We start from the raw sequence: 25,753 nt of genomic DNA, 5'->3' as shown, positions 1-25,753 counted from the left end.
ATGATGAAGATAGGTACCCTTTTACCCAAATCGACTTTCAACCTCCTGCTGCAACATGATTTTCAGGCCGGCCTGACCGCTTGCCTGCAACACCGGCAGACAGGCGCCACACTAATCAGCAGTAACATCCAATACGGCACCAACGCAGGCCTGGTGCATCAGGAAGCAGAACGACTACTGCTGGAGGAAAAGGCCGACGTACTCGTAGTGTATGCAGACCAGGCGACACTGAAACAAACAGCCGACCTCGCGCGGGCGCTCAATAAACTGTTGATAGCGGTGCATGGCGGCGCCAAATACCTTCACAACTGGGAACCCCATCCGGCTATGCTGTCGCATACACTCAACAACACGATCCATTGCAGGCTCACAGGCATGTATGCAGCTACCAAAGCATCTCATGCTGCTATGTGCACTTCTTTCTACGACGGCGGATACTCCCATTGCCATGCCTTTTCGGAGGCCTATATGAGCAGTGGCGGCAGCCTGACCTACAACTACGTCAGCCAGTACAAAACAGCGGAATTCAACACGGCGCCGTTAGAAACATTCCTGAACGCTCATCCGGAAACACGTGCATTATTGTCTCTATTCAACGGAGACCTTGCGCACTGTTTTCTGCAGCATTTACAACGGTCAGGCATCAACGATTTACAGCTGTTCACAGGCCCTATGCTGTCCGACGAATCCCTGCCGGCCGTACACGGTCCGCTGGAACTGCCTTTCCGCCTCCAGGGTTATACCCCGTGGGTGTCCATACTGGACAATCCCGCCAACGAATTATTCAAAACACAATTCCGGCAACACAGCGGACGCGAAGCCTCTGTAGCGGCGCTCCACGGCTGGGACACCGGCATTATACTGGAACAAATCCTCCGGACAGCAGGCCAGCATCATTTTCATGCAGGAAACATCCTGGAAATGATGAAAGAAGTGCAGCTGGAAAGCCCCCGCGGTATCCTGCATATGGACGCAGCTACCCATCACATACTGGGCCCCTCCTGGCTGGTGCAGATGGATGAGACGTTTAAACCAGCCATACTGAGCGAGGTAACCAACACGGCACATATCTGGCAGGACATCATCCGGCTAAAACCGGAAGGACAAGCTTCCGGCTGGATCAACACTTATCTCTGCGCCTGACAACCGCGCAGTGAAACACCCAAACCTTACATCCTGCACCACAGGATGCACAACGATATATTTCTTATACCTAAGACTTCCCTCTATGAAGTTATTTTTACGCAGGACTGTCATCACGATACTTTTACTGACCGGGATGACTGCAATTGTTCAGGCGCAAAGCCCCGGCGACCTGATGTTTACCGGTTACACCACCTTCGACGACGATACGGACGGCAACATACAGGACGATGCTTTTTCGTTTGTCCTCCTACGTGACCTTCCGGCCAACAGTAATATTTACTTTACCGATCTTGGCTGGACGGGCAGCGACTTTCAATCACTCTCCTGTCCTGCCGGCGGCTCACAGACGGACGGAACGATCTTATGGCGATCAGGCCCTGCGACGCTCAGAGCCGGTCAATCCGTCGTGATCACCTGCAAATACAAACTTACCGCCTCTATCGGCACCGTAACAGGTATACAGGCCACCAAAGCCTCCGGTAATAAAGAATACATAAGCCTCGGCCTCGCCGGCGATCAGCTGTTTGCATTCACCGGTTCCTCCCCTTTTATTACTATCATCGCAGGCATCAATATCAATCGCTCTGCCTGGGAAGCATCACTCGATCCGTGTGAGTTCACTTCTTCCAAATCGATGCTGCCGGGCACATTGCCGCCGACGCAGTTTCCCAATATTACCGCGGTGAATGGCAGGTATAACTGTAACGTTGCCGCAGCCAACTCCATGCCGGCGCTGCAGGCCCTGATACAGGACCCTGCCAACTGGGCTAAAGACAACACTATGGCAGCACCGGTGCCCACCGCCTTTGACCTGAACAAAACCCCGCCCTGCAATCTGGCAATTGTGAGGCCCGGCGCAGACGGTATTTTATATGTCAACAAACAGTCCGCTTCTCCCGGAGATGGCAGCAGCTGGGGCGCCCCGCTGACGGAACTACGCGATGCCTTGTCAGCCGCCGCCAATCCCGCTAATGGCATCACCCAGGTATGGGTAGCGAAAGGCACCTATAAACCCAGCACCACAGACCCCGCCATGAGCTTTGTGCTCATCCATAATATCCCGGTATACGGCGGATTTGCCGGTACAGAGAGCAGCATCGCTAACCGCATTACCGGCGCCAATCCGGTGATCCTTAGCGGAGACATCGACAACAATGACGTACTGACCAACGGCGTTGTACTCAAACCATCCAACATACAGGGGATCAACAGTTATCATGTGGTCACCGCCAACGGCGGAAATATTACACTGGATGGCGTCACCATTACCGGCGGAAAGACTTCCAACAGTACCGGCGGTCCGAACGGCGCAGGCTTCTATACAAGCAATTCCAGCACCATCATGATCCGGAATGCCCGCTTTTATGGCAATAAAGCCGGGGCCTCCGGTGGCGCCCTCTACCTTCCTGCTGCCGGTACCACCACCATCACCAACAGCAGCTTCTTTGGTAACGAAGCCGGTACGGGCGAAGGGATTATCGCCGGCAACGGCACGCTTAAACTCATCAACACCACTATTGCCGGCAATATATCCTCCGGCATCAAACAAAGCGGCGGACAGATGGACCTTTACAACACCATCGTCACCAATAACACTGATCCGATGGATATTGTCCATGCAGGAGGTTTTGTCAACTACTACTATACTATTTCAGGTTCGACCTACTATGCCAACAATTCGCCGTCCTCGTTTTTCACAGATGTGTATTTTACCGATATCACCAACGGAGATCTGACCCTGAAGGCCACCAGCCCGGTCATCAACAAAGGCGATCCGTCTACTAACGCTAACGGGTATCCCGCACAGGCAGGTAATACCGACCTTGCCGGTCAACCCCGTATCAGCAATAACAGTATTGACCCCGGCGCTTTTGAATATCAGGCGCAACCTCAAACCATCACGTTTAATCCGATCACAGCACGCACGTACGGCGACAATAATTTCTATCCCTTCGCGATTTCCAGCGGCGACGGGATTATCACCTATACTTCAGATAATCCGGCAGTAGCCGCCATTGTCAATGGCGCGATTAAAATCACCGGTGCGGGTACCGCACAAATCACCGCCACCGCCGGCGCCAGCAATGGTTACCTTGCCAATACCACCGGCGCCAGCCAGACGCTGACAATCAACAAAAAAGCGCTCACTGTAACACCGGTTGACAACACAAGGTCCTATTATACCGCAGATCCACCCTTCACCGGCACTTACAGCGGATTTGTTTATAATGAGAACGCCTCCGTGGTACGCGGCACCGCCACCTACAGCACCGCCACCACCCTTACCAGCCCTGTGGGCGTATATGCCATTACAGCGGACGTAAGCGGGCTTAGCGCCGATAATTACAGTTTTACCGGCGCAACCGGCAGCCTGACGATCACCCCCACGACACAGACCATCAACTTCTCTGTACCGACAGACGTGACTTATGGCGTCACGCCGATCACCCTGACGAAACAGACCGACAGCGGTCTTGATATAGTATACGCTGTGTCCGGCCCTGCTGCGATAACGGGCAATATGCTGTCCATCACCGGCGCCGGCACCGTTACAATAAACGCCAGCCAGCCGGGCGACGTCAATCATTTCCCTGCCGCACCGGTATCAAAAAGCCTGACCGTTAAAAAGGCCACACTGACCGCGACTGCGAATGACAAGATCCGTCCGTATAAGCAGGCCAATCCGGCGCTGGACTATACCATCACCGGACTGGTGAATGGAGATAACAGCTCCGTTGTCAGCGGCGCGGCAGACATCAGCACTACCGCCGACATATCCGACGCGCCGGGTATTTATCCCATCACGATGGCTACCGGCACGCTATACGCCGATAACTACGACTTCAGTGTGGCAAACGGTACCCTAACCGTAACGAAAGCCACTCAGAACATCAGCTTCCCCGTTATACCCGGTAAAACTTACGGCACCGCGCCGTTCTCCCTGAACGCCACCAGCGATGCAGGGCTTCCGGTAAATTATACAGCCACTGGCCCCGGCACCATCAGCGGCGATATGCTCACTGTCACTGGTACCGGTATTATCACCGTTACGGCAACACAGGGAGGAGACAACAACTACGATGCTGCAGTCGCAGTACAAACCAGCATCTCCGTCTCCAAAGCTCCTCTGAGCCTGGTCGCAGATAACCAGTCAAGGGAATACGGCAGGAACAACCCCGCACTGACTTATCATTACAACGGTTTTGTGAATGGAGAAGACGCCTCCGTACTGACAGGCAGTGCGGCCCTGGCTACCACCGCCGATCTGAACAGTACGCCCGGCAGCTATCCCATTCAGTTTACCGCCGTTACCTCTTCCAATAATTACAATATCGTCCCCGTTGGTGGTACGATGACTATCACCGCCGCACCGCAAACCATCACCTTCCCCGCTATCAGCGACAAGACCTATGGTGATGGTAACTTTACAGCCGGCGCCACCACCAGCAGTGGTCTGCCGGTCACCTATTCGGTTGTTAACGGCCCTGCCACGGTTAACGGCAGCACCATCACCATCACCGGCGCCGGTACCGTCACTATCGCCGCCCAACAACCGGGAGATGGTAATTATGATCCGGCGCAACAGACGACGCAGACTTTCCGCATTAATAAAGCGGTGCTCACCGTCACCGCCAACGACAAAGCGCGGGCATACAATCAGGCCAATCCGTTTCTGGACTATACTATCACCGGATTGGTGAATGGCGACAACGGTTCCGTTGTCAGCGGCACGGCAGCCATCACTACTGCTGCTGGTCTCTCCAGTGATGCAGGCATTTACCCGATCAACATTACAACGGGTACCCTGCACGCTGACAACTACGATTTCAGTTTTACCAATGGCTCCCTCACCATTACTCCATCGCCGCAGGCTATCAGTTTCCCCGCGCCGGCGGACCAGACATACGGCGCTGCGCCAATCACGCTGAATGCTACCAGCGATGCAGGGTTGCCGGTAAACTATACTGTTACAGGACCAGCCACCATTGCGGCGAACATCCTTACCATTACCGGCGCCGGCACCGTAGTAGTGACTGCCAGCCAACCGGGCAACAACAACTACGACGCAGCGAATCCATTGTCTCAAAGCTTCACCGTCAAAAAAGCTTATCTGACACTCAAAGCAGACAACAAGACAAGGGAATATAAACAGAACGATCCGCAGTTTTCCTATAGCTTTACCGGCTTCGTGAATGGCGATGACGCTTCCGTGGTAAATGGCACCACCACGATCCATCTCTCCACTTCAGCAGACGTCCTCAGTACACCCGGTGATTATCCGATTACGATCAGTGCTGCCGTCAGCTCCTCCAATTACATCATCACTCCCGCAAATGGCACACTGACGGTCACCACCGCGGAGCAGTCCATCACCTTCCCGGCTGTCAGCAGCAAAACCTACGGTGATGCACCGTTTATGCTCAGCGCCATCAGCAGCAGCGGATTGCCCGTTACCTATGCCGTTGTCAGCGGTCCTGCCACCATCAACGGCAATACCGTGACGATTACCGGCAGCGGCGCTGTAACCATTGCGGCCAACCAGGCGGGCAACAGCAACTATCAGCCCGCCGCGGAAGAACAACGATCGTTCCTGGTCGGCAAAGCGCTGCTCACCGTCACGGCTAACGATAAAACAAGAGACTATAAACAGGCGAATCCAATATTAGATTATACCATCACCGGTTACATTGGCGCCGATAACGGCAACGTTGTCACCGGCACGGCCACTGTCGGCACTACCGCAGGGATTAACAGTCCGGCAGGCACTTATCCGATCAGCCTGAGCAACCCTGCGTTTAGCGCTGCCAATTACGACTTTACCTATAAAGCTGGTACACTGACCGTTGTCCCTGCCAGCCAGTCCATTGCTTTTGACGCCATCACCGACAAAGTATATGGCGATCCTTCATTTACCCTTCAGGCCACTTCCGATGCGGGCTTACCCGTTGCGTTCGCGGTAACCGGCGGACCGGCCACTATCAGCGGCAATAGCATTACCATCACCGGTGCCGGTACGGTAACAGTAACGGCTACACAGCGCGGCGATGGCAATTACACTCCGGCAGCGGCGGTCAGCAGGAGCTTTAAGATCGCGCCCGCCCCGCTCACCATAAAAGCAGACGACCTGCAGCGGCCATATGGAAATAATAATCCGCCGCTGACTTATACCGTTACCGGTTTTGTATACCAGGAGGATAACCGCGTTCTAACCGGCGCTCCTGCCCTCATCACCACGGCAGATGCCAGCAGTGCTGTAGGTACTTATCCGATCCGTATTACCACTGGTAATCTCAGCGCCGCTAACTATACCTTCCTGTTTACAGATGGTATGCTGTCCGTAGGGCCCGCCAGTCAGACGATCAGCTTCCCAGCCATTGGCAACAAGACGTACGGCGATGCTGCCTTTACGCTCAGCGCCACCAGTAGCAGCCAGCTACCAGTGACGTACACGGTGCTCAGCGGACCGGCCACTATTAGCGGAAACACTGTTACCATTACAGGCGTCGGCGCCGTGAGCATCGCTGCAGACCAGACCGGTGATGCACGTTACACGCCGGCAACGCGCGTGGTCAATGCCTTTAACGTTAACAAAGCGATACTGACCGTTACCGCCGACGGCAAAAACAGGGCGTACGGCGGGCAAAATCCGGCATTGACCTATACCATCAGCGGTTTTGTATACAACGATAACAATAGTGTCCTGAATGGCGATGCAGACATCAGCACGGCCGCCCATACCACGAGCGCTCCGGGTGTATACCCGATTACTGTTTCTGCGGGTAGTCTGACAGCCGCTCATTACGACTTCCGTTTTGTGGACGGCCGGCTCGCCATCTCCAAAGCAGCACAAACCATTCACTTTAATGCGCCGGCGAATAAAACCTATGGCGACGCGCCGTTTGCTATCAGCGTCACCTCCGATGCAGGGCTGCCTGTCAGCCTGGCGGTGGCAGCCGGCTCCGCTACCATCAGCGGCAACATGCTGCACATCACCGGAGCCGGCACGGTAACGGTGACGGCTACACAAAAAGGCGATGCTAACTATAACGCCGCTACGCCGGTAAGCCAAAGCTTCACCGTAGCGCCGGCCGTCTTACAGGTAAAAGCTGATGATCAGCAACGTGCGTTCGGTATTGCCAACCCTGTGCTGACATATACCCTTAACGGGTTTGTATACAATGAAAACCGCAGTGTGATAAGCGGTACGCCGGACTTAAGCACCACCGCAAACATTACCAGCGCCGCCGGCACCTATCCTATCAGTATCACAGCGGGCAACATGCGCGCAGCCAACTATCTCTTTACGCTGACAGGTGGCACGCTGACCGTTGGTCCGGCAGATCAGTCCATCTCCTTCACGGCGATCACTGACAAGACCTATGGCAATGCCGCATTTACACTCAATGCTACCGCCAGCAGTACGTTGCCGGTAAGCTACCGTATCGTCAGCGGGCCCGCAACGATCAATGGCAATACCGTTACCCTGACGGGCGCCGGTACCGTGACCATCGCCGCCTCCCAGCCAGGCAACAGCGCGTTCAAACCAGCGGCTGCAGTTAACCGTACCTTTAACGTCGCCAAAGCAACGCTGACCGTCACCGCGAAAAACGATACCCGCACCTATAACGGTGCCGCCTATACCGGAGGTAACGAAGCTGACTATACGGGATTTGTGAACGGTGATAACGCCGGCAGGTTAACCGGTACGCTGACTTACAGCGGTACGTCGCAGGGAGCCGTGAATGCCGGTAAGTATATCATCACGCCGGGCGGACTTAACAGTAACGACTATACATTTATCTATAACAACGGCTCCCTCATCATTCAGAAGGCTCCGCAACAGATTACCTTTACTGCACCGGGAAACAAAAACCAGGGGGATGCGGACTTTCCGCTGGTGGCCACTACCAGCTCAGGTTTGCCGGTAAGTTTCACCAGCAACAATACATCCACAATAGCCGTTGCCGGTAGTACCGGCATCGTAGGCAACGCCGGTACTGCCATCATTACCGCTTCGCAGGCCGGTAATGCCAACTACGAAGCAGCGGAGCCGGTGATGCAGACCATCGTGGTCACCGCCTATCCGCTGCCGGTGATTACCGCCCAGGGCAGCACCATCTTCTGTGAAGGAGGCAGCGTCACCTTACAGTCCACCGCAGCACCGGTATACGAATGGTACCGCAACAATATCCGGATCAACAGCGCCGGTGGCCGCACGCTCACCGTTTCCGAAAGCGGTAGCTATACCGTTAAAGCCATCTATCCCGGCAATACCGGCGTAACGTCCACCGCGACCAACGTTACCGTGAACCCGTTACCGGCAGGCCATCTGCAGGTAAATGGCAATACCACGATCAGTAAAGGAGAAAGTGTGACGCTGGTGGCCTCCGGCGGTACCAGCTACCGCTGGGAACCGGCGGCGGGGTTAAGCGACGCTGCTGCGCCAGCGCCGGCAGCGAGGCCCACGGCCACCACCACCTACCGGGTTACCATCAGCAACGCAGCAGGCTGCAGCGTTGTCAGAGACGTTACCATCAACGTAAAAGAAGATTATAAGCTGGAGCCTACCAACATTCTGACGCCCAACGGCGACGGCATCAACGACGTGTGGGTGGTAAAGAATATAGACATGTACCCGCAAAACGAAGTGAAGATTTTCGACCGTACCGGACGGCTGATCTATCGTCAGCATGGCTATACCAACAACTGGAAAGGTACCGTCAATGGTCAGCGCCTGGCCGAGGGTACTTACTACTACATCATCGATCTGGGTGAAAACAGACCATTATTCAAAGGCTTTATCACTATTGTACATGAAAATTAAACAGATAGCCTGCTACCTGCTGCTGCCGGCAGCAGGAGTGCTCAGCAGCCAAACCGCCGGCGCGCAGACCGCCGGCAACCCGTCACAATTGTACGAGCCGTTGGCTGCACAGTATTTTCTGAATCCGTACCTCGCCAACCCGGCCATGGCCGGTATAGACACCGGGCTGCATGTATATCTTGCCTACCAGCGCCCCTGGTCGGATATGCCGGGCGCTCCCGAAGCCAAATCCCTTACGGCAGACTATCAGCTGTTTCACCGGGTAGGCATCGGTATGAACATTTTCAACGACAAAGCAGGTTTGCTGAACAACACCAAAGTCGCCTTTTCCTATGCCTATCACCTGCCGCTCACAGCCGACGAACAGAGCACGCTCCATTTTGGCCTCTCCGGCGCTTTCATCGCCCGGCGGCTGGATACCAAAGCGGTCAACGGAGATATGAACGATCCGAATATCAATGCGTTCAACCGGCGGGACAACTACTTCGAAGCAGATTTCGGCATGGCGTTCACCCGTAAAGGACTTACCCTGCAGGGTTCCCTGCCCAACCTCGTCAGCCTTATGAAAGACAAGTCCTCCGACTTTGGCATCAACAGAAACCTGTTTTTTGCAGCAGCATCCTACCGGTTCCCGCTCAGCGATCAGCTGACGTCTATAGAACCGAAAGTGTGCCTGCGCGGCATGAAAGGATATGATGATATCATTGACGCCGGCGCCAGTTTTGTGTTCATGGAAAACCTGTTCAACGTATTCGGCATGTACCATTCCAGCAAGAGCTTCAGCGCGGGAGCCGGTATCAATTACCGGTCCATTGCAGGTCTTCAGCTGGTATACAACTCCCAGACAGCCGGGCTGGCCAACTACACCAACGGTACTTTTGAGCTGGACCTCGTTGTCCATCTGTTTAAATAAGCTTCATCATCATCTGTAAAAAGGGCGCCCGGGCGCCCTTTTTTATTGTCTGCTGACACGCGGGAGATATTTTCAACGGTTATTTTATATATTCGCTACAGTAGCAGACAAAATTCGATATGAAAAGACTCGCTTTATTATTTCTTGTAATGTTTTCTGTGTCCGGGTATGCCCAGAACACCATCAATAACTACAAATATGTGCTGATACCGGAGCGGTTTGATTTCTCGCGGGAAGACAACCAGTATGGCCTCAACACCCTGGCCAAGATGCTGATAGAAGAAAAAGGCTTTACTGCCTATTTCGATAACACTGAGCTTCCGCAGGAACTGGCCGGCAACAAATGCAACGCCCTGAAGGCAGAGGTAACCCAGCGTAAGGCGCTGTTCGCGACCAACCTGACGCTGGTGTTAAAAGACTGCCAGGGTAACATCGTCTTCAAAAGCAAAGAGGGCAAAAGCCGTGAAAAGGAGTTCAACACTTCTTACAATATGGCTTTAAGAGACGCTTTCAGTTCATTGAAAGATGAGCCGTATACCTATAACGGTACTACTCATACCCGGGCGGCGGTGGAGCAAACCATGCCGGCAGCGCCTGCAGTAGCAGCTCCTCCAGCCGTGGCGCCTGCACCGGTAACATCCACGCCTGTTCCTGCCACCCCGGCAGTGAAAGACGCGGCCGGCACGCTCTATGCACAGGCTATCGGCAACGGTTACCAGTTGATCGACACTTCGCCTAAAATCGTTTTAACCCTGCTGAAGACGTCCGTACAGGATTTCTTTATCGCAGAAAACGGCGCGCAGCATGGCGTAGTGGTGAAGAAAAACGGAGACTGGTACTTTGAACATTACAAAGACAACCAGCTGGTAGCAGAGAAATTGCTGATCAAATTTTAAGAGCGATAATTTATATAATAAGCCGGTGGAATATCTGTTATGATACCACCGGCTTTTTTTATTGTTTATAGATGAAACCGCCGGGCAGATAATAAAGTGCGTTACACTTTTAGTTTCTTCAGTTGCCCTGCCGCCTTTTTATGGCCCAGCGCACCGGCCCGTTGAAAATAGTACCGCGCCCAGCGCACTGACTTTTGGACGCCTTCTCCTGTTTTATAGCAAAGTCCGAGATTGTACAGCGCCAGGGGATCATTCTTCCCTGCAGCCTTTTTATACCAATACACCGCCTTCTTCCAGTCCTGCTGAATGCCCTGGCCATAGAAGTAACTATATCCCACTTCCCTTTGCGAAGGAATGTCTCCGTGGCTGGCGGCACGGGCAAACCATTTCAGGGCTTTCCGGTAGTTCTGCTCCACGCCGTCTCCGTTGCGGTAGCAGAAACCGATGTTAAACTGGGCCACCGCATGTCCCTGCCGGGCGGCTTTTAAATACCACTCTATAGCCGTGCCCAGGCTGCGCTTGCATCCCAGGCCATGATCATAACAAGTGCCCAGGTAGAACTGCGCTCTTTTATGCCCGCTGGTGGCGGCACTCTGCCAGAGAGCGAAAATGTTGTTCCAGTCTTTTTTACGGGAGCTAGTTTCGTAGGCAAGGTGGTACCCCAACAGGAAGCGCCTTTGCTGTTCTTTTTTAGAGAGAAACGTGATCATGTATGCAGGATATAAGACCTGCACAAAGGTATTACTTTAATCGAACAGCCTTCACCATTTCATAGACATACAATGGCAGCGCCCAGCCCAGCCAGAAAAAAGACGGACTGATCGCAGCGAAATCTCCCAGCTTATAAATCAATGGCATTTTCAGTATCAGTCCCGATACAACGAACGCCAGCGTTACAAGGTAACTTCTGATCATCCAGTCCTTATGTTGTTTGAATTTTTGCTTTACGGCCAGCCACCAGGCGATACCAGTGGTAGTGATCCAGACAGACACCCATATTTGCAGCGCAAAGGCATAAGCCCAATTGACGGCATAGGCGGTAGTAGACGCTAGTACTACAGCGCAGAGGCTACTGGCCAGGATGGCCAGCAGGTAAAGGTAACCAACGATACGGTGCAGCCGTTTGTTGGATTGCAGTCTCTTCCAGAACTGCAGCGGTCCCAGTATCAACGCGCCGCCGCCGGAGGTAATATGCATCAGCAGGAACCACCGCACCGGGAAATACCGTCCCAGCGCTTCGGGGGTGAGCTGCAGATAGTGATCGGCGCCGTGCATGAATGTCCACGTAATAAAGAGAATGCCGAGCCACAGCAGTACATAGATACCATCCTTTAAGGTAAAAGACCTGTCGATAAGAGTTTTGTTCATGATGCTTACAGATTTACGGCTACAAAACTCCGTATCCGTTCTGCAAGAATCAATAACCGAAAAATTATTCGGTATCAGGCAGCAGTTTCCGCGATGGCCTGTTTCACCCTTTCGCCGTACTGTTTTCCCCAGTTGTCAATCGCTTCCACAAGGGGGATCAGGGACTGGCCAAGGTCGGTGAGGCTGTAATGCGCTTTGAGCGGGAAACCGGAACCCGCGTTTTTTACCACTACGCCCATCGCCTCCAGCTCCCGCAGCTGCATGTCCAGCACACGCGGCGTAGCTTCCGGGATCAGGCGGTGCATTTCGCTGGGCCGCTGATAACCCTTGTTAATCATATCGACGAGGCAGGGTTTCCACTTTGCGCCCAACACCTGCATATATACGGTGATGCCACAGTCCAGGTCCACCGGCGTCTTACGTTCATATGTAAACATGTTATAGGTTTTTCCGTAACGACAAAATAACGATATTCCGCGTTATCTCACAAACTGCTTCGATGCCAGGTCCGTCCGCAGAAGATATAATATTAAATTAGCGAAATTTTCCTGTCAGTATTTTTTCGCGGAAGAATCTTTCTGTACCGATATCCGGTAGTCATCTTCCGTAATTCCTTTTACCCCCCGTGGTTTCTTCATCGGAGGCGCTGAAACGGAGTCCGGCGCAGGCGGAATGAACGACGGATGTACGACCGCCGGTGAATCCAGGGGTGGCGGCAATACTTGTCTTGTAGCTGAATCGACCGGCGGCAGTGCTTCTATCCGGGAGATACTGTCTTTCTTTTTATATACCGGGACCGGTTTCTCTTTTACGGGAGACGCGACGGCGCTGCTGTCAGGCGGCGCAGGAGCATGTGTTTCCGGCTGTTCTTTTACCGGCGCTGTTTTTTCCGGCACAGGTGGCTGACGGCTGGTGTACCACCACAGCGTGGTGGCTGCCGCTGCTGCGCCTGCAAAGCCGTACCAGCCTCTACTGAGGTATCTGACGATGCTTTTTTTCGCAGCAATGGTGCTTGAGGTATTATTGGCAGGTTGATCGTTATGGGTTTGGGTATCATCTGATGATTGGTCATCCGGCGTGTCTGCAACCGCGTCCAACTGCAGCGCAATGCTCGCCCAGATGCTGTCCGCCATATCGGGAACGGGCACCTCGTCCAGCTTTGCTGCTATTAATTGTTCGTATGGAGTGGTTGTATTCACTAAGGCTTGTTTGCCGTTACTTTTTGCTGAAGAATTTTCCTTGCTTCACTCAGATGCCATTTACTGGTCCCCTCACTGATGTTCAATTGCGTGGCAATTTCCCGGTGAGTATAACCATCAATGGCATACAACACAAAGACCGCATGCGTGGCAGGCGGTAATTTCCGGACCAGCTGCAAAATGGCGGCTGCATCCGTCTTTTCTATCACGCTGTTGTTGACGGCCGGTTCTTCTACCGCCTCCAGCTCCAGGCTGGAAAAGCGGCTCCGCTGTTTGATCACATCCAGCGCTTCGTTAATAACAATCTTTTTCAGCCACCCGTGGAAGTTCCCCTTGGTATCATCAAACGTGTGCAGGCTGCGGAACATCTTCACAAAGGCATGGCACAGGATATCGCCCGCTTCGTGCTCATCATTGGCATAACGCATGGCAATAGCCATCGCAAAGCCATAGAGCTGCCTGTACAGCTGCTCCTGCGCTTTCCTGTTACCAAGGCGGCACTCCGCGATAATAATATTTAAATCCTGTTCCAGTTGTCTGTAAAACCGTTTAGTACTATACTGTCTGCTACCATTTGGTGTCGTGCACTTTCCGCGCGAAAAGCGCGGTAGTGATGGCACTCACGTTCAACTTCTCCGCGGGAGACAACTCATTATAAAACCAGATATTCCGGTCAATCAGATCAATGATGGCGATCACTCCGTCGGCAGTGCTTAACTCATAGCCCGACATCATTTTAAAAGGAAACTGCCCCGTTTTACCATTTGACAGCTCCGTTTTTTTGATGCTCAGCGGTTTTATATGGATCGTGTCAATACCGTTGGTGGCCATCCCTTCATCTTCCTGTTTGATAAAAGCAAACGGGTTCTTGTCGTTCGTCGCCTCCCGGTCGTACAGGTTGGTCATCACCAGCTCCCAGTTTTTGCTGTCCTGCGTGGTGTCCACACTGATCAGCGCAGAGAAAATATATCGATGCTCCTGCAGCACTTCAAAGCCCCCCAATATACCCCAGTGCTCCGTGGCTTCATAATCATGTTTCCTGGTCATCTGCCTTTCATGGGCAAAAACCTGCACCGTGTTACGCCCGTCCGTGATGGCATAACGGAACTTCGCCTTTTCATTTTCCACCGTTTCGGACTTGGAAATACCTGCCTGGTTCAGCAACAGGTTCTCCCAGATAAACGGGCGCCCCCATCCGGGATAACTGACATGTACGCCTCGCTTTATTTTAGAGGTGGTGAAATTGGCAAACGACATCCTGTTGCCCCTGGCCCCCTCTACATGCTGCATGGTGGCCTGCTCCTTAAACTTGTCCGGCACCGCCAATTTCATGGAAGTACCACATCCCATTAAACAGATCCCGCTCACGAGTAATACAGCGTTTTTCATCTTATGACTGTTCTCTTAATATATTATAAATATTAACATGTAAAAGTACCGCATATACGAATACCAACAACAATACCCTCGTTTTTTGTCAAAGGTTGGGTCATTGTCAAAAAAAAAATTTCTTTTTTAACCAACCCTATGCCTACTGCCGGGGGTACTACTGTAAAATCCATTTAAACGAAACATATGAAAACAATGACCATCAAATGCACCGCAGCTGTTATCATCGCTTCTACCCTGTTGTTGGCCTGTAAAAAAGAAAAAAGCAGCCCCTCCGGCTGCGATATCAGCGTGGCCGGCCTCTCCGGCTCCTATAAACTAACAGCTTTACAATATAAGGAAAACGCGTCCAGCGCGCCCATCGACTACCTGGCATACCTGGAAGCCTGTGAGAAAGATGATATTATGGAGCTGAAAAGCAACGGTACCTATACCTATCACGACGCCGGCACCGCCTGCGCGGAACCAGCCACGGACCACGGCACCTGGACCGTAACCGGTAAAACCCTTACCAGCGATGGCAAACTGCAGGGCGCCATCGACAGTTATGATTGCAAAACACTGGTGTATTATGTAGACAATGCGCTCACCCATGGCGACAGGCTGACTTATACCATGGTGAAACAATAGACGGAAACCATACCGGCTGATCATTCCGGCGTACCGGCGTGATCAGCCATCCATACGGCGATGCGTGTAGCGATACGCTCCGTTACCCAACGGCGGTCGGCCTCTTCCAGGTCCGCCAGGATACCGCCGCTGTCTTCGTTGAAATCAGTGCACACATCGTCCAGGAATTCGTTCCTCACCTCTTCCAGCCGTTGCGGGCTGCCAGCATCCAGCCGGCCTGTTTTAGACACCACACTGTACAGCCGGTTACTTGTGATGTAACGGGCCATCTCCTCTACCAGGAAAGAAAGTTGCGCGGCACGGGAACTCACTTCTGGTATAAAGGACCATTTCTCCGCCTCGTGGAACTTCTCCTCTTCATCGAACTCGGGATTTTTCAGTTTGATGATCGGGCGTGTATCCATGCTGGTGAGCCCGGAATGATGCAGCGGCTTGATCACCACTCCCTCTATCAGGTTGACCGGCAGCTCCGGCAACTGCAGCCGGGCAGGCACCGCGGAAGAAATACGGGTATCAAAATTCAACGCCTCGTTCCACTTACCGGTGAAAAGCGGTTTTGCGTAGAAAATATCAAACTGCTGAAAATAGGTCATCGCGGCATCATAGTCGAGATAACGTTTATCCCCCTCCGTAGTTTCCACGGCGATGTCGAAAGCACAGAACCGCACTGCGGGACTGTAATACACACCGGTCTGAATGGCTTGCACCTGCGGGTCAGGCGCAACCTCCGGATGCGGATATCTGCCGCCGAACAATTCGCCATAAACGATGTAGCGGTGCGCCGGGATATCCTGTTGCAGCTGCTCAAACAAACGGACGATCTGTTCTTCCATTGCTGCCACCACTGCCTGAAACCCGAAGAAATCATCGGTCCATTGCAGGTACGCTTTGCGTTTGGCGAATAACAACTGATGGTCTTCATACACAAAGCTGAAGTTAGCGCCGTGTATTTTTTCTGTCACCACCCATTTTAGTTTATTGAGGTCCTGCATGGCTTTCTCTGACAGCGGAAGGCCTTTCAGGCTTTTAGGCATTTTTTCGTATTCGGAGTTCTTGTTCATGGCACACGGGCGTCCTATAGTGACAGCCCCTTTTTATCTGGTTAACAGCTGTAAAAATAAGTAATTCCCGTTATAAACAATGGTTACTTCAAGCACCAGGTGATCATGGACTTATCGTATGCGGTATTGTCAATGGAGAAGTTCCGGGCACAACCTTATCGCTCTTCTTCTTCTTTCAGCACGTCTACCACTTTCCGCAGGATGCGGGTAAACTGTTCCAGTTCCTTTTTGGGGAGCATGCTACTGATGCGGGTGGTAACGCTGTGGCGCTGGTTTTCCGAACCATCCACCAGGTGTTTGCCTTTGGCAGTCACCTCCAGCAGAAAGAGGCGGCGGTCCTGCGGACTTTGTTGCTGGATGATCAGTTTTTTCTCCAGCAGTATTTTTACATGGCGGGAGATGGCGGGAGCGCTGATGTGGAATTTCTGCGCCAGCGTTTTACCCGTGGCGGGTCCGTTGCGGTAGAGGTATTCCACCATATTGTAGTGCGTAGCCCCTATGCCGTTATAATCGCCGTTGTTGACCTGCGCAATAACATAACACTGGAAATCGGTATAAGTATCAAAAAAGGCTTTTTGTGTTTTTTCCATTGCCTGAAATTATTTAACTTTGTTAACTATTCACAAAGTTAATAAAAATTTTAACCCATGTATCCGCTAAAGATTACCGGCGCCCGCCAGCACAATCTGAAGAACCTGACATTAGAGATTCCTAAAAACACCATCACTGTTTTTACGGGTGTGTCCGGATCGGGCAAATCGTCGCTCGTATTCAGGACTATCGGGGCGGAAGCGCAGCGGCAGATGAGTGAAATGCAGCACAGCTTTGTGCGCAGCAGGATGGAGCACCTCGGCGTGCCCGACGTGGACAGTATTGAACATCTGAATGTACCGGTGATCATTAACCAGAAACGGCTGGGCGGCAATGTCCGTTCCACTGTAGGGACCGCCACGGATATATACACATCGCTGCGGCTGCTGTTTTCCCGGGTAGGTAAGCCTTTCGTGGGGTATGCCAATACGTTTTCATTCAATCACCCGCAGGGCATGTGCCCGGTCTGTGGCGGCATCGGGCAAACGCGGCAGATAGACATCGGCCGGTTGATAGATACAACCAGATCACTCAACGAAGGTGCGATCCGCTTCCCTACCTTTCAGCCTGGTGGCTTCCGCTGGCTGCGCTATACAGAATCGGGGTATTTCAACAATGATAAAAAACTCGCCGACTATACGAAAGACGAATGGGAAATGCTGCTCCACGCGGAAGAGCATGTCCCGCCGCACCCCTCTCCCAAATGGGGCAAAACCGTGCGTTACACCGGCATTATTCCCCGCCTGGAAAGGGATATCCTGAAAAAAGACACCCGGGAGCTGCGGCTCCGGGAAAAAGAGATCAGCAGGATCGTCAGGGAGCAGCCCTGCCCTTCCTGCCATGGTAAACGGCTCAACGAAAAGATACTTTCCTGTAAGATAAAGGGGCTGGACATCGCTGACTGCGCCGCCATGCCGGCGGACGAGCTGCTGGCGTTTATCCGTCCTGTTAAGGCGGCGGGGTACGACACGATTGTCGCTGAACTGGTGAAGAAGCTGCAGCATATGGTCACTATCGGCCTGGGCTATCTCACGCTGGACAGGGTGACGCCCACCCTCTCCGGTGGTGAATCGCAGCGGATTAAGATGGTACGGCACCTGGACAGCAGCCTGGAGAACCTGCTCTATATTTTTGACGAGCCCAGCATTGGGCTGCATCCCAGCGATCTGGACAATCTCTCCCGCATCATTCAGAAGATCCGGGACAAAGGCAATACTGTATTGCTGGTAGAGCACGACCCGGACCTGATCCGCATCGCTGATCATGTGATCGATATGGGACCGGGTTCAGGCACCCATGGCGGCGAAATCGTTTACCAGGGCAGCTTTAAGGGCTTGCGCAAAAGCAGCGGCAAAACCGGCCGTTACTTCGCCCGGCACCAAACCTATAACCAGCATCCGCGTACATTTACCGATACGCTGACCATCCGTCATGCAAAACTGCACAACCTGAAAGACATCACGGTAAAGATTCCCCGCGGCGTGCTTACCGTCGTTACCGGCGTCGCCGGTTCGGGCAAGAGCACGTTGATCAGCGACGTACTGCCGCTGCAACATCCGGAGATCACGCTGATTGACCAGTCAGGCATTGCGGGGCATTCCAAATCAAACCTCCTCACGTACCTCGGCATCTCCGATATTATCCGCAATCTATTCGCCCATGCCAACGGCGTCAGCAATAAGCTGTTCAGCCGCAACAGCGAAGGGGCCTGCCCCAACTGCAAAGGACTCGGCATCGAAAAGATAGACCTGGCTTTTATGGATGATGTGGAGATCCCCTGCGAAGTGTGTGGCGGCAGCGGCTTCCGGCCGGAAGTACTGGCCTACCACTATCGTCAGCGGTCCATCGCGGATGTGATGGACCTCACCGTGGAGGAAGCGGCGGTATTTTTTTCGGAGCTGCCACAGCTCCACCGGCATTTTGTTATGCTGCACGACCTGGGCATGGGTTACCTCACGCTGGGCCAGCGGCTGGACACCTTCTCCGGCGGGGAACTCCAGCGGCTAAAACTCGCAACGCAGTTAAAAGAACAAAGTACGGTCGTGGTACTGGACGAGCCCAGTACCGGCCTGCATCCCGCCGATACGGAAAGACTGCTGGCGCTTTTTAACAAACTCGTCAAAGACGGGCACACCCTGATTGTCATTGAACATAATTTAGACATTATCGCGTGTGCCGACTGGATCATCGACATGGGGCCGGGCGCCGGTAAAGATGGCGGCCAGCTTACCTTTGAAGGGACCGTATCCGACCTGCTGCAACAGGCAAACACACCAACGGCCGTTTATCTGCGGAAATACCTGGAACACGGCGTTTCCTAAGGCTGCAGCTTCACAGCTGTCCAGCCGCTGTCAGTCAGCTCATACAACGTACGGTCATGAAAACGGGCTTCACTGAAAACGAGAAACTCTATCCGCAACGGCGCAATCGCATAAGCGCCCCAGTTCTCCGGCCGTGGGATACCCCTTGTATCCGGCTGTTGTGCCAGCTGCTCAAACTGTTGCCCCAGTATCCGGAGATCGTCGAGTATTGCTCCCTGTTGACTAACGGTGGAAACGATCTGGCTTTCGCGGTTCCGCTCACTGAAATACTGATCCGCCAATACATCGGGGAGCTGACTGGCAACTCCCTGAATGCGCACTTGTTGCGCTGTTTCCGGCCACCAAAAGGTGAGCGCTACTTTATTGTCTTCTTCAATCTCTATCCCCTTCCGCGATGTCAATGCGCCGGTCACAACAAACTTCCCGTCCAGCACTTCTTTCAGCGATACGAAACGGGCATTGGGAAAGCCGTCCAGCCCCACCGTGGAGAGGCAACAGGCATAAGGCAGTTTTACTTTCCGTTGTTGTATTTCCTGTTGTAATGCGTTGTTGAACCGGGCTACAATTTCCTGCATGGTGATCGTTGACATGATTGTTGATTTAAGGTTCGGCTAATGGTTTCACCGGTTAAAGGTACGCCGGGAAATTTTATTGTTCGCAACCGCCGGCCCGCCTGGGCCGGCGCCACCAGCGTTTAAAGCCAGCTATCTGTTCGTTTTCTTTTACGTTTACCAATCCAAATATATCATATTAATATCTATATCACTGCGCTGTCCGCTTCTTTCAAAAGAAAGCCCTATCTTGTCGCAGTAAAGGGTTTTAGCCAATTTTGAACATCAACCATCATTACAGGACCAACATTACATGTACGATAACAGTGACATAGCGCTCTTAGCGAGAATGAGGGCTGATGATGAAACAGCCTTTGCCAAATTATACCAGCGCTACTGGGAGGATTGTTACCGCGTCGCCTGTAAGATGATCTACCTGGAAGATGTAGCGCAGGACGTGGTGCAGGAAGTTTTCTTCAAAGTATGGGAGCGGCGGCACGAACAGGAGATTACCGCCGTAAAGCCGTATTTGCTGCAAGCCACCCGTAACAGGGTACTGAACGCCATCCGCGACAGGAAGACCGACCAGCGCTTCTTTGACCGGCTGGCAGAAGTAACGATAGACCTGCTGCAGGAGAACCATGCGCTATTAAGGGAGAACGAGCAACTGTTGAACTTACTGATCGATACATTGCCGGACGATTGCCGGGAGACTTTCCGCCTTAGTCGTCAGCAGCATCTGACCTATAAAGAAATTGCCCTGCAATTGCAGGTATCGGAAAAAACAGTCGAGAAACGCATTTCCAAATCTATGCAGCTTTTCCGGAAAAAGTACCATCTGATTGGTATCTATGCTGCCTATATAGTACTGTCCTACATCCGGGAATAACCCAATCTGTTACTGTCTCCAAAAAAAATTTACCCTTCCGGGAGGGTACCCTGTTTTTTGTTGTGTCTAATATAACGTATATGGACAAAGAGACTTTTATTGCTTTTATAGAACACTGTGCCTCCGGGAAAGCGACCGACGGGGAAAAAGCTTTGTTGGAAGAGTATTTACACCGGATGGAAGCTAAAGGGGAAATTATCCCGACCAATGGCGATCTTATCTGGCAGCGCCTCTTACAACAGATTCACCTGCAGGAAACACCGGTGCGCCGGATAAAACGACACCATCCCTACCGGTGGGCCGCTGCCGCCGCTGCTGTTGTCGTGCTGGCAGCCGCCGGCTGGTGGCTATTTCCCGGAAAGTCCGGTACCGTACCGCCTGCACCGGTAGCGGATATAGCACCGGCCCGGCACGCCGCCACGCTGACGCTGGCCGATGGTACCGTCATCCCATTAGATGACACCAATGATGGTACGCTGGCGCAACAGGGCGCCACCGCCATCACCAAGTCCGATAACCATGTACTCTCCTACTCGCAGCAAGGCGGCCAACCTACATCCATACAATATAATACGCTGAACATCCCGCGTGGCGGACAGTTTCAGCTGGTCTTGTCTGACGGCACCAAAGTGTGGCTCAATGCAGCGTCCAGCATCCGCTACCCGATAGCGTTTGCCGGCAATGCCCGGAAAGTGGAAGTGACCGGGGAAGCCTACTTTGAAATTGCCCCGCACGCGCAACAGCCGTTTGAAGTATCGGTACAGGGCAGCACCATACAGGTACTGGGCACCAGCTTCAACCTGCGGGCTTATGAAGCCGATGATGTCTCCACCACCCTGCTTACAGGACGGGTGCGCGTTGCCAACAAGGATGGCCGCGTGGTGTTGCAACCGGGCCAGCAGGCCACCATCACCGCGCCGGATAAGACTATCAGCGTAAAGGCTGCAGACGCCGACGCGGCCATCGCCTGGAAAAACGGCTACTTCTCCTTTCACAATGCCGATCTGCATACCGTCATGCAGGAACTATCCCGCTGGTATGATATCCGCATCGAATACCAGGGAAATATACCCGACATACGGTTTGAAGGTGAAATGCAACGTAACCTGAAACTGGCATCGATCTTAAAACAGCTGGAACAAAAAGAGATACACTTTCGCCTGAAGGGCGAAGTGCTGACCGTCTTTCAACCTTAACATGATTTTCAAACAAAAAATTAATCTGTCGAATGCAAATCAATACATAAATCAACCACCAGGACCATAAAAAAGCCGGATGTGATTGCGACACATCCGGCCAATATGGAATGGTCCGACAAGATTTTTTATTCAACCACCTTATCAACCAACCAGATCAAAGTTATGGATTTTACCAGAAAAAAATCCGGTGGCCGCCTCGTTGTGCCTATACCACAACAGGACAGATGCCAACGGTCAACCAAACCACTGCGAATCATGAAACTAACAGCAGTACTGCTACTTTCAGTATGTCTACAACTGTCAGCCCGCACCATGGGCCAAAGCGTCACTTTTTCCGGCAAGAATGTTTTGCTGACCGATGTGTTCAAAGCTATCAAACAACAAACAGGTTTTGTTGTCTTTTTTCAAAAGGGATCACTTAATGAATCTAAACGGGTATCCCTGGAAGTAAAAGGAGCCGGCGTGGAAGCAGTCCTGCAACAGGTACTGGACCCTCAGTCCCTCACCTGGTCACTGGAAGACAAAACCATCTTCATCAAAGCGAAGAGCATCAATACAATACCTGCGGCAGCCCAGGCAGCCGGTATTACCGGCACCGTCACTGATGAGCAGGGCGCTCCGCTTGCCGGTGTGTCCGTGATGGTGAAAGGCACTAACTACAGGACGGCCACTGACGACCAGGGGCAATTCCGGCTGCCCGGCGCCGACGCCACCAATGCAGTGCTGGTATTCACCATGGTAGGATATGAAAGATCAGAGATCGCCGCAAAAGGCAACCGTACCCTCACCGTTCGCATGCGTCTCTCCGTTGCAAAGATCGTAGAAGTAGAAGTGACCGGCAGCACCGGTTACCAGAAAATACCGCGGGAAAGGGCTACCGGCGCTTTTGACGTTGTCAGCTCCAAACAATTGTCCAACCGCGTACAGACCAATGTGCTGGAGCGATTGGAAGGACAGGTGCCCGGCCTCATGCTCATCAACGGGAAGGACAATGGCAGCGCCTCCGGCGACGGACTGACCATCCGCGGCGTATCCACCCTGTATGGTACCAAGCGGCCCCTGATCGTGATCGACAATTTCCCGTTTGACGGCACGCTGGATGCTATCAACCCCAACGACGTGGCCAGCATCACCATCCTGAAAGATGCCGCCGCCGCCTCCATCTGGGGCGCCCGCGCCGCCAACGGCGTGATCGTCATCACCACCAAAACAGCCAAACAAGGCAAGATACAGTTCACCTACAACAACAACTTTCAATTTGAGCCCAAGCCTGATCTCAATTATTTAAACCGGTTGGACGCTGCGGAAGACATCGCCATTAACCGTCAACTGGTAAATGCCAATCTTGAAACCAACGCCCGTCGTTCGGGATACTCCTTCTCCGCGTTTGAACGCCTTTACATGGATTCGGTGGCTAAACGGATCACCCCCGCGCAATACGCGGCATCCGTAGATTCCCTTGGCCGCCTGGACAACAGCCAGCAGATACGTGACCTGCTGATGCAGGCGCCGCTCACACAAAACCATAGCCTGTCCTTTATGGGCGGCAACGAGAAAAACAACTTTTACGGGTCCCTGCGCCTTACCGATAACCGCGGCTACGCGCTGAAAGACAGGACCAAAAACTACAGCTTCCTGCTGAAAGACAACTACAACGTGTCTTCCAAACTGTCTTTCAACGTCAGCGCCAACCTGACCTATACCGATGCCACCACCACCCCGCTGGACCCTGTGGAGCTCTACCGGCTGAAGCCTTATTCCATGCTGCAGGACGCACAGGGGCAACCCCTGGCGGTGAACCGCAATTCAGACCCTGCAAATCAGAACAATTCCAATGATTTCACCATCGCACAAAGGATGGCATGGGGACTGGGCGACGAGTCCTTTTATCCGCTGAAGCAGCTAAACCTCATTGAAAACACTACCAACAGCGTTTATAACCGACTCCAGGCAGAAATAAAATATAGCATCATCCCCGGAGTGGATATCAATCTGAGCTACCAGCTGGAAAATGGTTCATCCTACAACAAGATGTTTACCCACCGGGATGAACCGACGCTGGTCAAGCAGGTCAACGATTTCATTGTTCCGCAAAGGGATGCCGGTGGCAATATTATCACCAACATGGATGGTACCCTCGCCGGTCCCACATTCAACGTACCACAAGGAGGTAAAATAAAGGAAACCCGCACCAGTTTCACGTCTTACCTGCTCAGAGGGCTCATCAATGTCAATAAAGACATTCGCGACGATCATAATATCGCCGCGGTGGCAGGCATAGAAAGAAGGCAAAGCAAATCCAACGGCAGTTACTTCACCAAATACGGCTACGACGACAACAGCCTGCAATTTGTGGACATTGACATACAACGGCTAAAAAACGTCTCCGGTACCTTGCAGGCCGTACAAAACGGTTTCGATGGACTGGAAGACGGTTACACCTATCAGCTGGACCGTTTTGTATCCGCTTTTGGCAATGCTGCCTACTCCTTCCGCCGGAAGTATGTGGCCAGTGGCAGCATCCGTATGGACGCCACCAATTTATTCGGCACCGATCCTAAATACCTTTACCGTCCCATGTGGTCCGGCGGTGTAAGCTGGATTGCCTCCAATGAGCCATTCTTCCAGCACCTGCCATTCGTGGACTATTTACAGGTACGGGCCACCTACGGCATCAACGGCAATATTCCCAAGAATAGCGGGCCATTTATGATTGCCTCCAATGGCACCAATTATTTCACTAACCTGCCCTATAACAGTATTACCACTCCCGCCAACAACCAGTTAAGATGGGAGAAAACGACCGTTACCAATATAGGAATTGACTTTACGTTGTGGCATAACCGTTTGTCCGGCAAAGCCGACTACTACGTCAGGAAAAGCACCGACCTGCTGGGGGACCAGGACATCAATCCCACGCTGGGATTCACTTCCGCCAGTGTTAATACCGCCAGCATGAACAATAACGGGTGGGAACTGCAACTGATGAGCAAAAACATCAGCACACCACAATTTGAATGGAGCACCACTTTCACCTATGCCCATAACAAAAGCAAGATCACCAAGGTAGCCCTTAGCAGCGACTTCCTCACCCCTGCCGCTGTTGCCGGCCGCAGCCCCTTTATACAGGGCGACCCTTACGGTTCCATGTACAGCTTCCGTTTCGCCGGCCTGACGCCAGACAAAGGCCAGATCCAGCTGCTGGATGCCAACGGAAAAATTGCACCGGATGAATATTATTATGACCTGAACATGGTGTATTATTCTGGTACCACAAGACCTGTCAACACCGGAGCTTTGTCGAACAATTTTACCTATAAGGGCTTTGATCTTAATTTTATGTTTGTCTTCTACCTTGGCCAGGTAAAACGGCAGGTTATGCCGCAAGTATACCGGGGCGTCAACAGTTTCGATAACCGCCTGAAAGATGCATGGAAACAACCCGGTGACGAATCCCGTACACACATCCCCAACGTAATCCTCGATAATTCCGCCTACTATGCTGCTGTTTACTATGGCAGATTCCTCGATGTAAACGTGTTTAATGCTGGTTACATTAAACTCAGGGATGTGACACTGCGTTACACCTTTTCTCCGAAAACCGTTAGTAAATGGGGTATCGTGAGGGGCCTGCAGTTAACCGCCAACGCGCGTAACCTGTGGACCATCACCCGGAACGATCTGGGTATCGACCCTGAAGCATTTGATGGGCGCAACCGTACGATGCCCGTCATGCCTTCCTATTCCTTTGGTGTAAACCTTGACTTTTAAATCC

The 25,753-nt window shown here is 52.6% G+C and carries 18 protein-coding genes; 9 read left to right on the top strand and 9 right to left on the bottom strand.

The window, feature by feature from the left end; translation table 11 throughout:
- From B5D63_RS25520 to B5D63_RS25505, 4 genes are all read left to right on the top strand, one after another.
- Positions 1-1,143 (top strand): ABC transporter substrate-binding protein, encoded by a 1,143-nt coding sequence (locus B5D63_RS25520; protein ID WP_078671686.1) that lies wholly within the window; start codon positions 1-3, stop codon positions 1,141-1,143.
- Positions 1,144-1,279: 136 nt separating this feature from the next.
- On the top strand, positions 1,280-8,971 hold the full coding sequence (locus tag B5D63_RS25515; protein WP_159456159.1) for an MBG domain-containing protein: 7,692 nt from the start codon (positions 1,280-1,282) through the stop codon (positions 8,969-8,971).
- Entirely contained in the window at positions 8,961-9,884 is a 924-nt protein-coding gene (locus B5D63_RS25510; RefSeq protein WP_159456158.1) for a PorP/SprF family type IX secretion system membrane protein, read from the top strand. Before B5D63_RS25515 ends, B5D63_RS25510 begins: the two co-directional genes overlap by 11 nt.
- 119 nt (positions 9,885-10,003) lie before the next feature.
- Positions 10,004-10,780 (top strand): hypothetical protein, encoded by a 777-nt coding sequence (locus tag B5D63_RS25505; RefSeq protein ID WP_078671683.1) that lies wholly within the window; start codon positions 10,004-10,006, stop codon positions 10,778-10,780.
- 101 nt (positions 10,781-10,881) lie between these two features.
- Here B5D63_RS25505 and B5D63_RS25500 read toward each other — a convergent pair whose 3' ends face one another.
- The 6 genes from B5D63_RS25500 to B5D63_RS25475 form a co-directional block, all read right to left on the bottom strand.
- On the bottom strand, positions 10,882-11,490 hold the full coding sequence (locus B5D63_RS25500) for a tetratricopeptide repeat protein (RefSeq protein ID WP_078671682.1): 609 nt from the start codon (positions 11,488-11,490) through the stop codon (positions 10,882-10,884).
- A gap of 31 nt (positions 11,491-11,521) precedes the next feature.
- Complete coding sequence (locus B5D63_RS25495) at positions 11,522-12,148, bottom strand: DUF2306 domain-containing protein (protein ID WP_078671681.1); 627 nt, start codon at positions 12,146-12,148, stop codon at positions 11,522-11,524.
- Between the two features lie 74 nt (positions 12,149-12,222).
- Positions 12,223-12,585 (bottom strand): winged helix-turn-helix transcriptional regulator, encoded by a 363-nt coding sequence (locus tag B5D63_RS25490; protein WP_078671680.1) that lies wholly within the window; start codon positions 12,583-12,585, stop codon positions 12,223-12,225.
- Positions 12,586-12,699: 114 nt separating this feature from the next.
- Entirely contained in the window at positions 12,700-13,347 is a 648-nt protein-coding gene (locus tag B5D63_RS25485; RefSeq protein WP_143313090.1) for a hypothetical protein, read from the bottom strand.
- Complete coding sequence (locus tag B5D63_RS25480; protein ID WP_262488171.1) at positions 13,347-13,862, bottom strand: RNA polymerase sigma factor; 516 nt, start codon at positions 13,860-13,862, stop codon at positions 13,347-13,349. The genes B5D63_RS25485 and B5D63_RS25480 overlap by 1 nt, the downstream gene beginning before the upstream one ends.
- 52 nt (positions 13,863-13,914) lie before the next feature.
- Positions 13,915-14,736 (bottom strand): hypothetical protein, encoded by an 822-nt coding sequence (locus B5D63_RS25475; protein WP_143313089.1) that lies wholly within the window; start codon positions 14,734-14,736, stop codon positions 13,915-13,917.
- 186 nt (positions 14,737-14,922) lie between these two features.
- Here B5D63_RS25475 and B5D63_RS25470 point away from each other — a divergent pair, with 186 nt between their 5' ends.
- The gene (locus B5D63_RS25470; protein WP_078671677.1) at positions 14,923-15,366 is read left to right on the top strand and encodes a lipocalin-like domain-containing protein; all 444 of its coding nucleotides are present in this window, start codon (positions 14,923-14,925) and stop codon (positions 15,364-15,366) included.
- A 20-nt stretch (positions 15,367-15,386) separates the two neighbouring features.
- On the opposite strand, the gene B5D63_RS25465 is transcribed toward B5D63_RS25470, so the two are convergent.
- Entirely contained in the window at positions 15,387-16,427 is a 1,041-nt protein-coding gene (locus tag B5D63_RS25465; protein WP_078671676.1) for an RNA ligase family protein, read from the bottom strand.
- A gap of 155 nt (positions 16,428-16,582) precedes the next feature.
- A complete protein-coding gene (locus tag B5D63_RS25460) occupies positions 16,583-17,017 on the bottom strand; it encodes a MarR family winged helix-turn-helix transcriptional regulator (RefSeq protein ID WP_078671675.1) in 435 nt (144 codons plus the stop codon).
- A 57-nt stretch (positions 17,018-17,074) separates the two neighbouring features.
- Between B5D63_RS25460 and B5D63_RS25455 the strand changes: the two genes are divergently transcribed.
- Complete coding sequence (locus B5D63_RS25455; protein WP_078671674.1) at positions 17,075-19,339, top strand: ATP-binding cassette domain-containing protein; 2,265 nt, start codon at positions 17,075-17,077, stop codon at positions 19,337-19,339.
- Here the strand turns inward: B5D63_RS25455 and B5D63_RS25450 are convergent.
- Complete coding sequence (locus B5D63_RS25450; protein ID WP_200817099.1) at positions 19,336-19,929, bottom strand: pyridoxine/pyridoxamine 5'-phosphate oxidase; 594 nt, start codon at positions 19,927-19,929, stop codon at positions 19,336-19,338. The two genes, B5D63_RS25455 and B5D63_RS25450, sit on opposite strands and share 4 nt — an antisense overlap.
- A gap of 274 nt (positions 19,930-20,203) precedes the next feature.
- Here B5D63_RS25450 and B5D63_RS25445 point away from each other — a divergent pair, with 274 nt between their 5' ends.
- The 3 genes from B5D63_RS25445 (at position 20,204) to B5D63_RS25435 (ending at position 25,749) form a co-directional block, all read left to right on the top strand.
- Entirely contained in the window at positions 20,204-20,779 is a 576-nt protein-coding gene (locus B5D63_RS25445; RefSeq protein WP_078671672.1) for an RNA polymerase sigma factor, read from the top strand.
- Between the two features lie 80 nt (positions 20,780-20,859).
- Positions 20,860-21,975 carry a FecR family protein gene (locus B5D63_RS25440; RefSeq protein ID WP_078671671.1) on the top strand — a complete coding sequence of 372 codons (1,116 nt, stop codon included), beginning with the start codon at positions 20,860-20,862 and terminating at the stop codon, positions 21,973-21,975.
- 258 nt (positions 21,976-22,233) lie between these two features.
- Entirely contained in the window at positions 22,234-25,749 is a 3,516-nt protein-coding gene (locus tag B5D63_RS25435; RefSeq protein ID WP_159456157.1) for a SusC/RagA family TonB-linked outer membrane protein, read from the top strand.
- Positions 25,750-25,753 lie beyond the last annotated feature (4 nt).

Origin of the sequence: Chitinophaga eiseniae (genome assembly GCF_900167135.1) — a bacterium.
Taxonomy (GTDB): domain Bacteria; phylum Bacteroidota; class Bacteroidia; order Chitinophagales; family Chitinophagaceae; genus Chitinophaga; species Chitinophaga eiseniae.
Note: the sequence above shows the minus strand (reverse complement) of the source record. Positions and strands in the feature narration are given on the sequence as shown.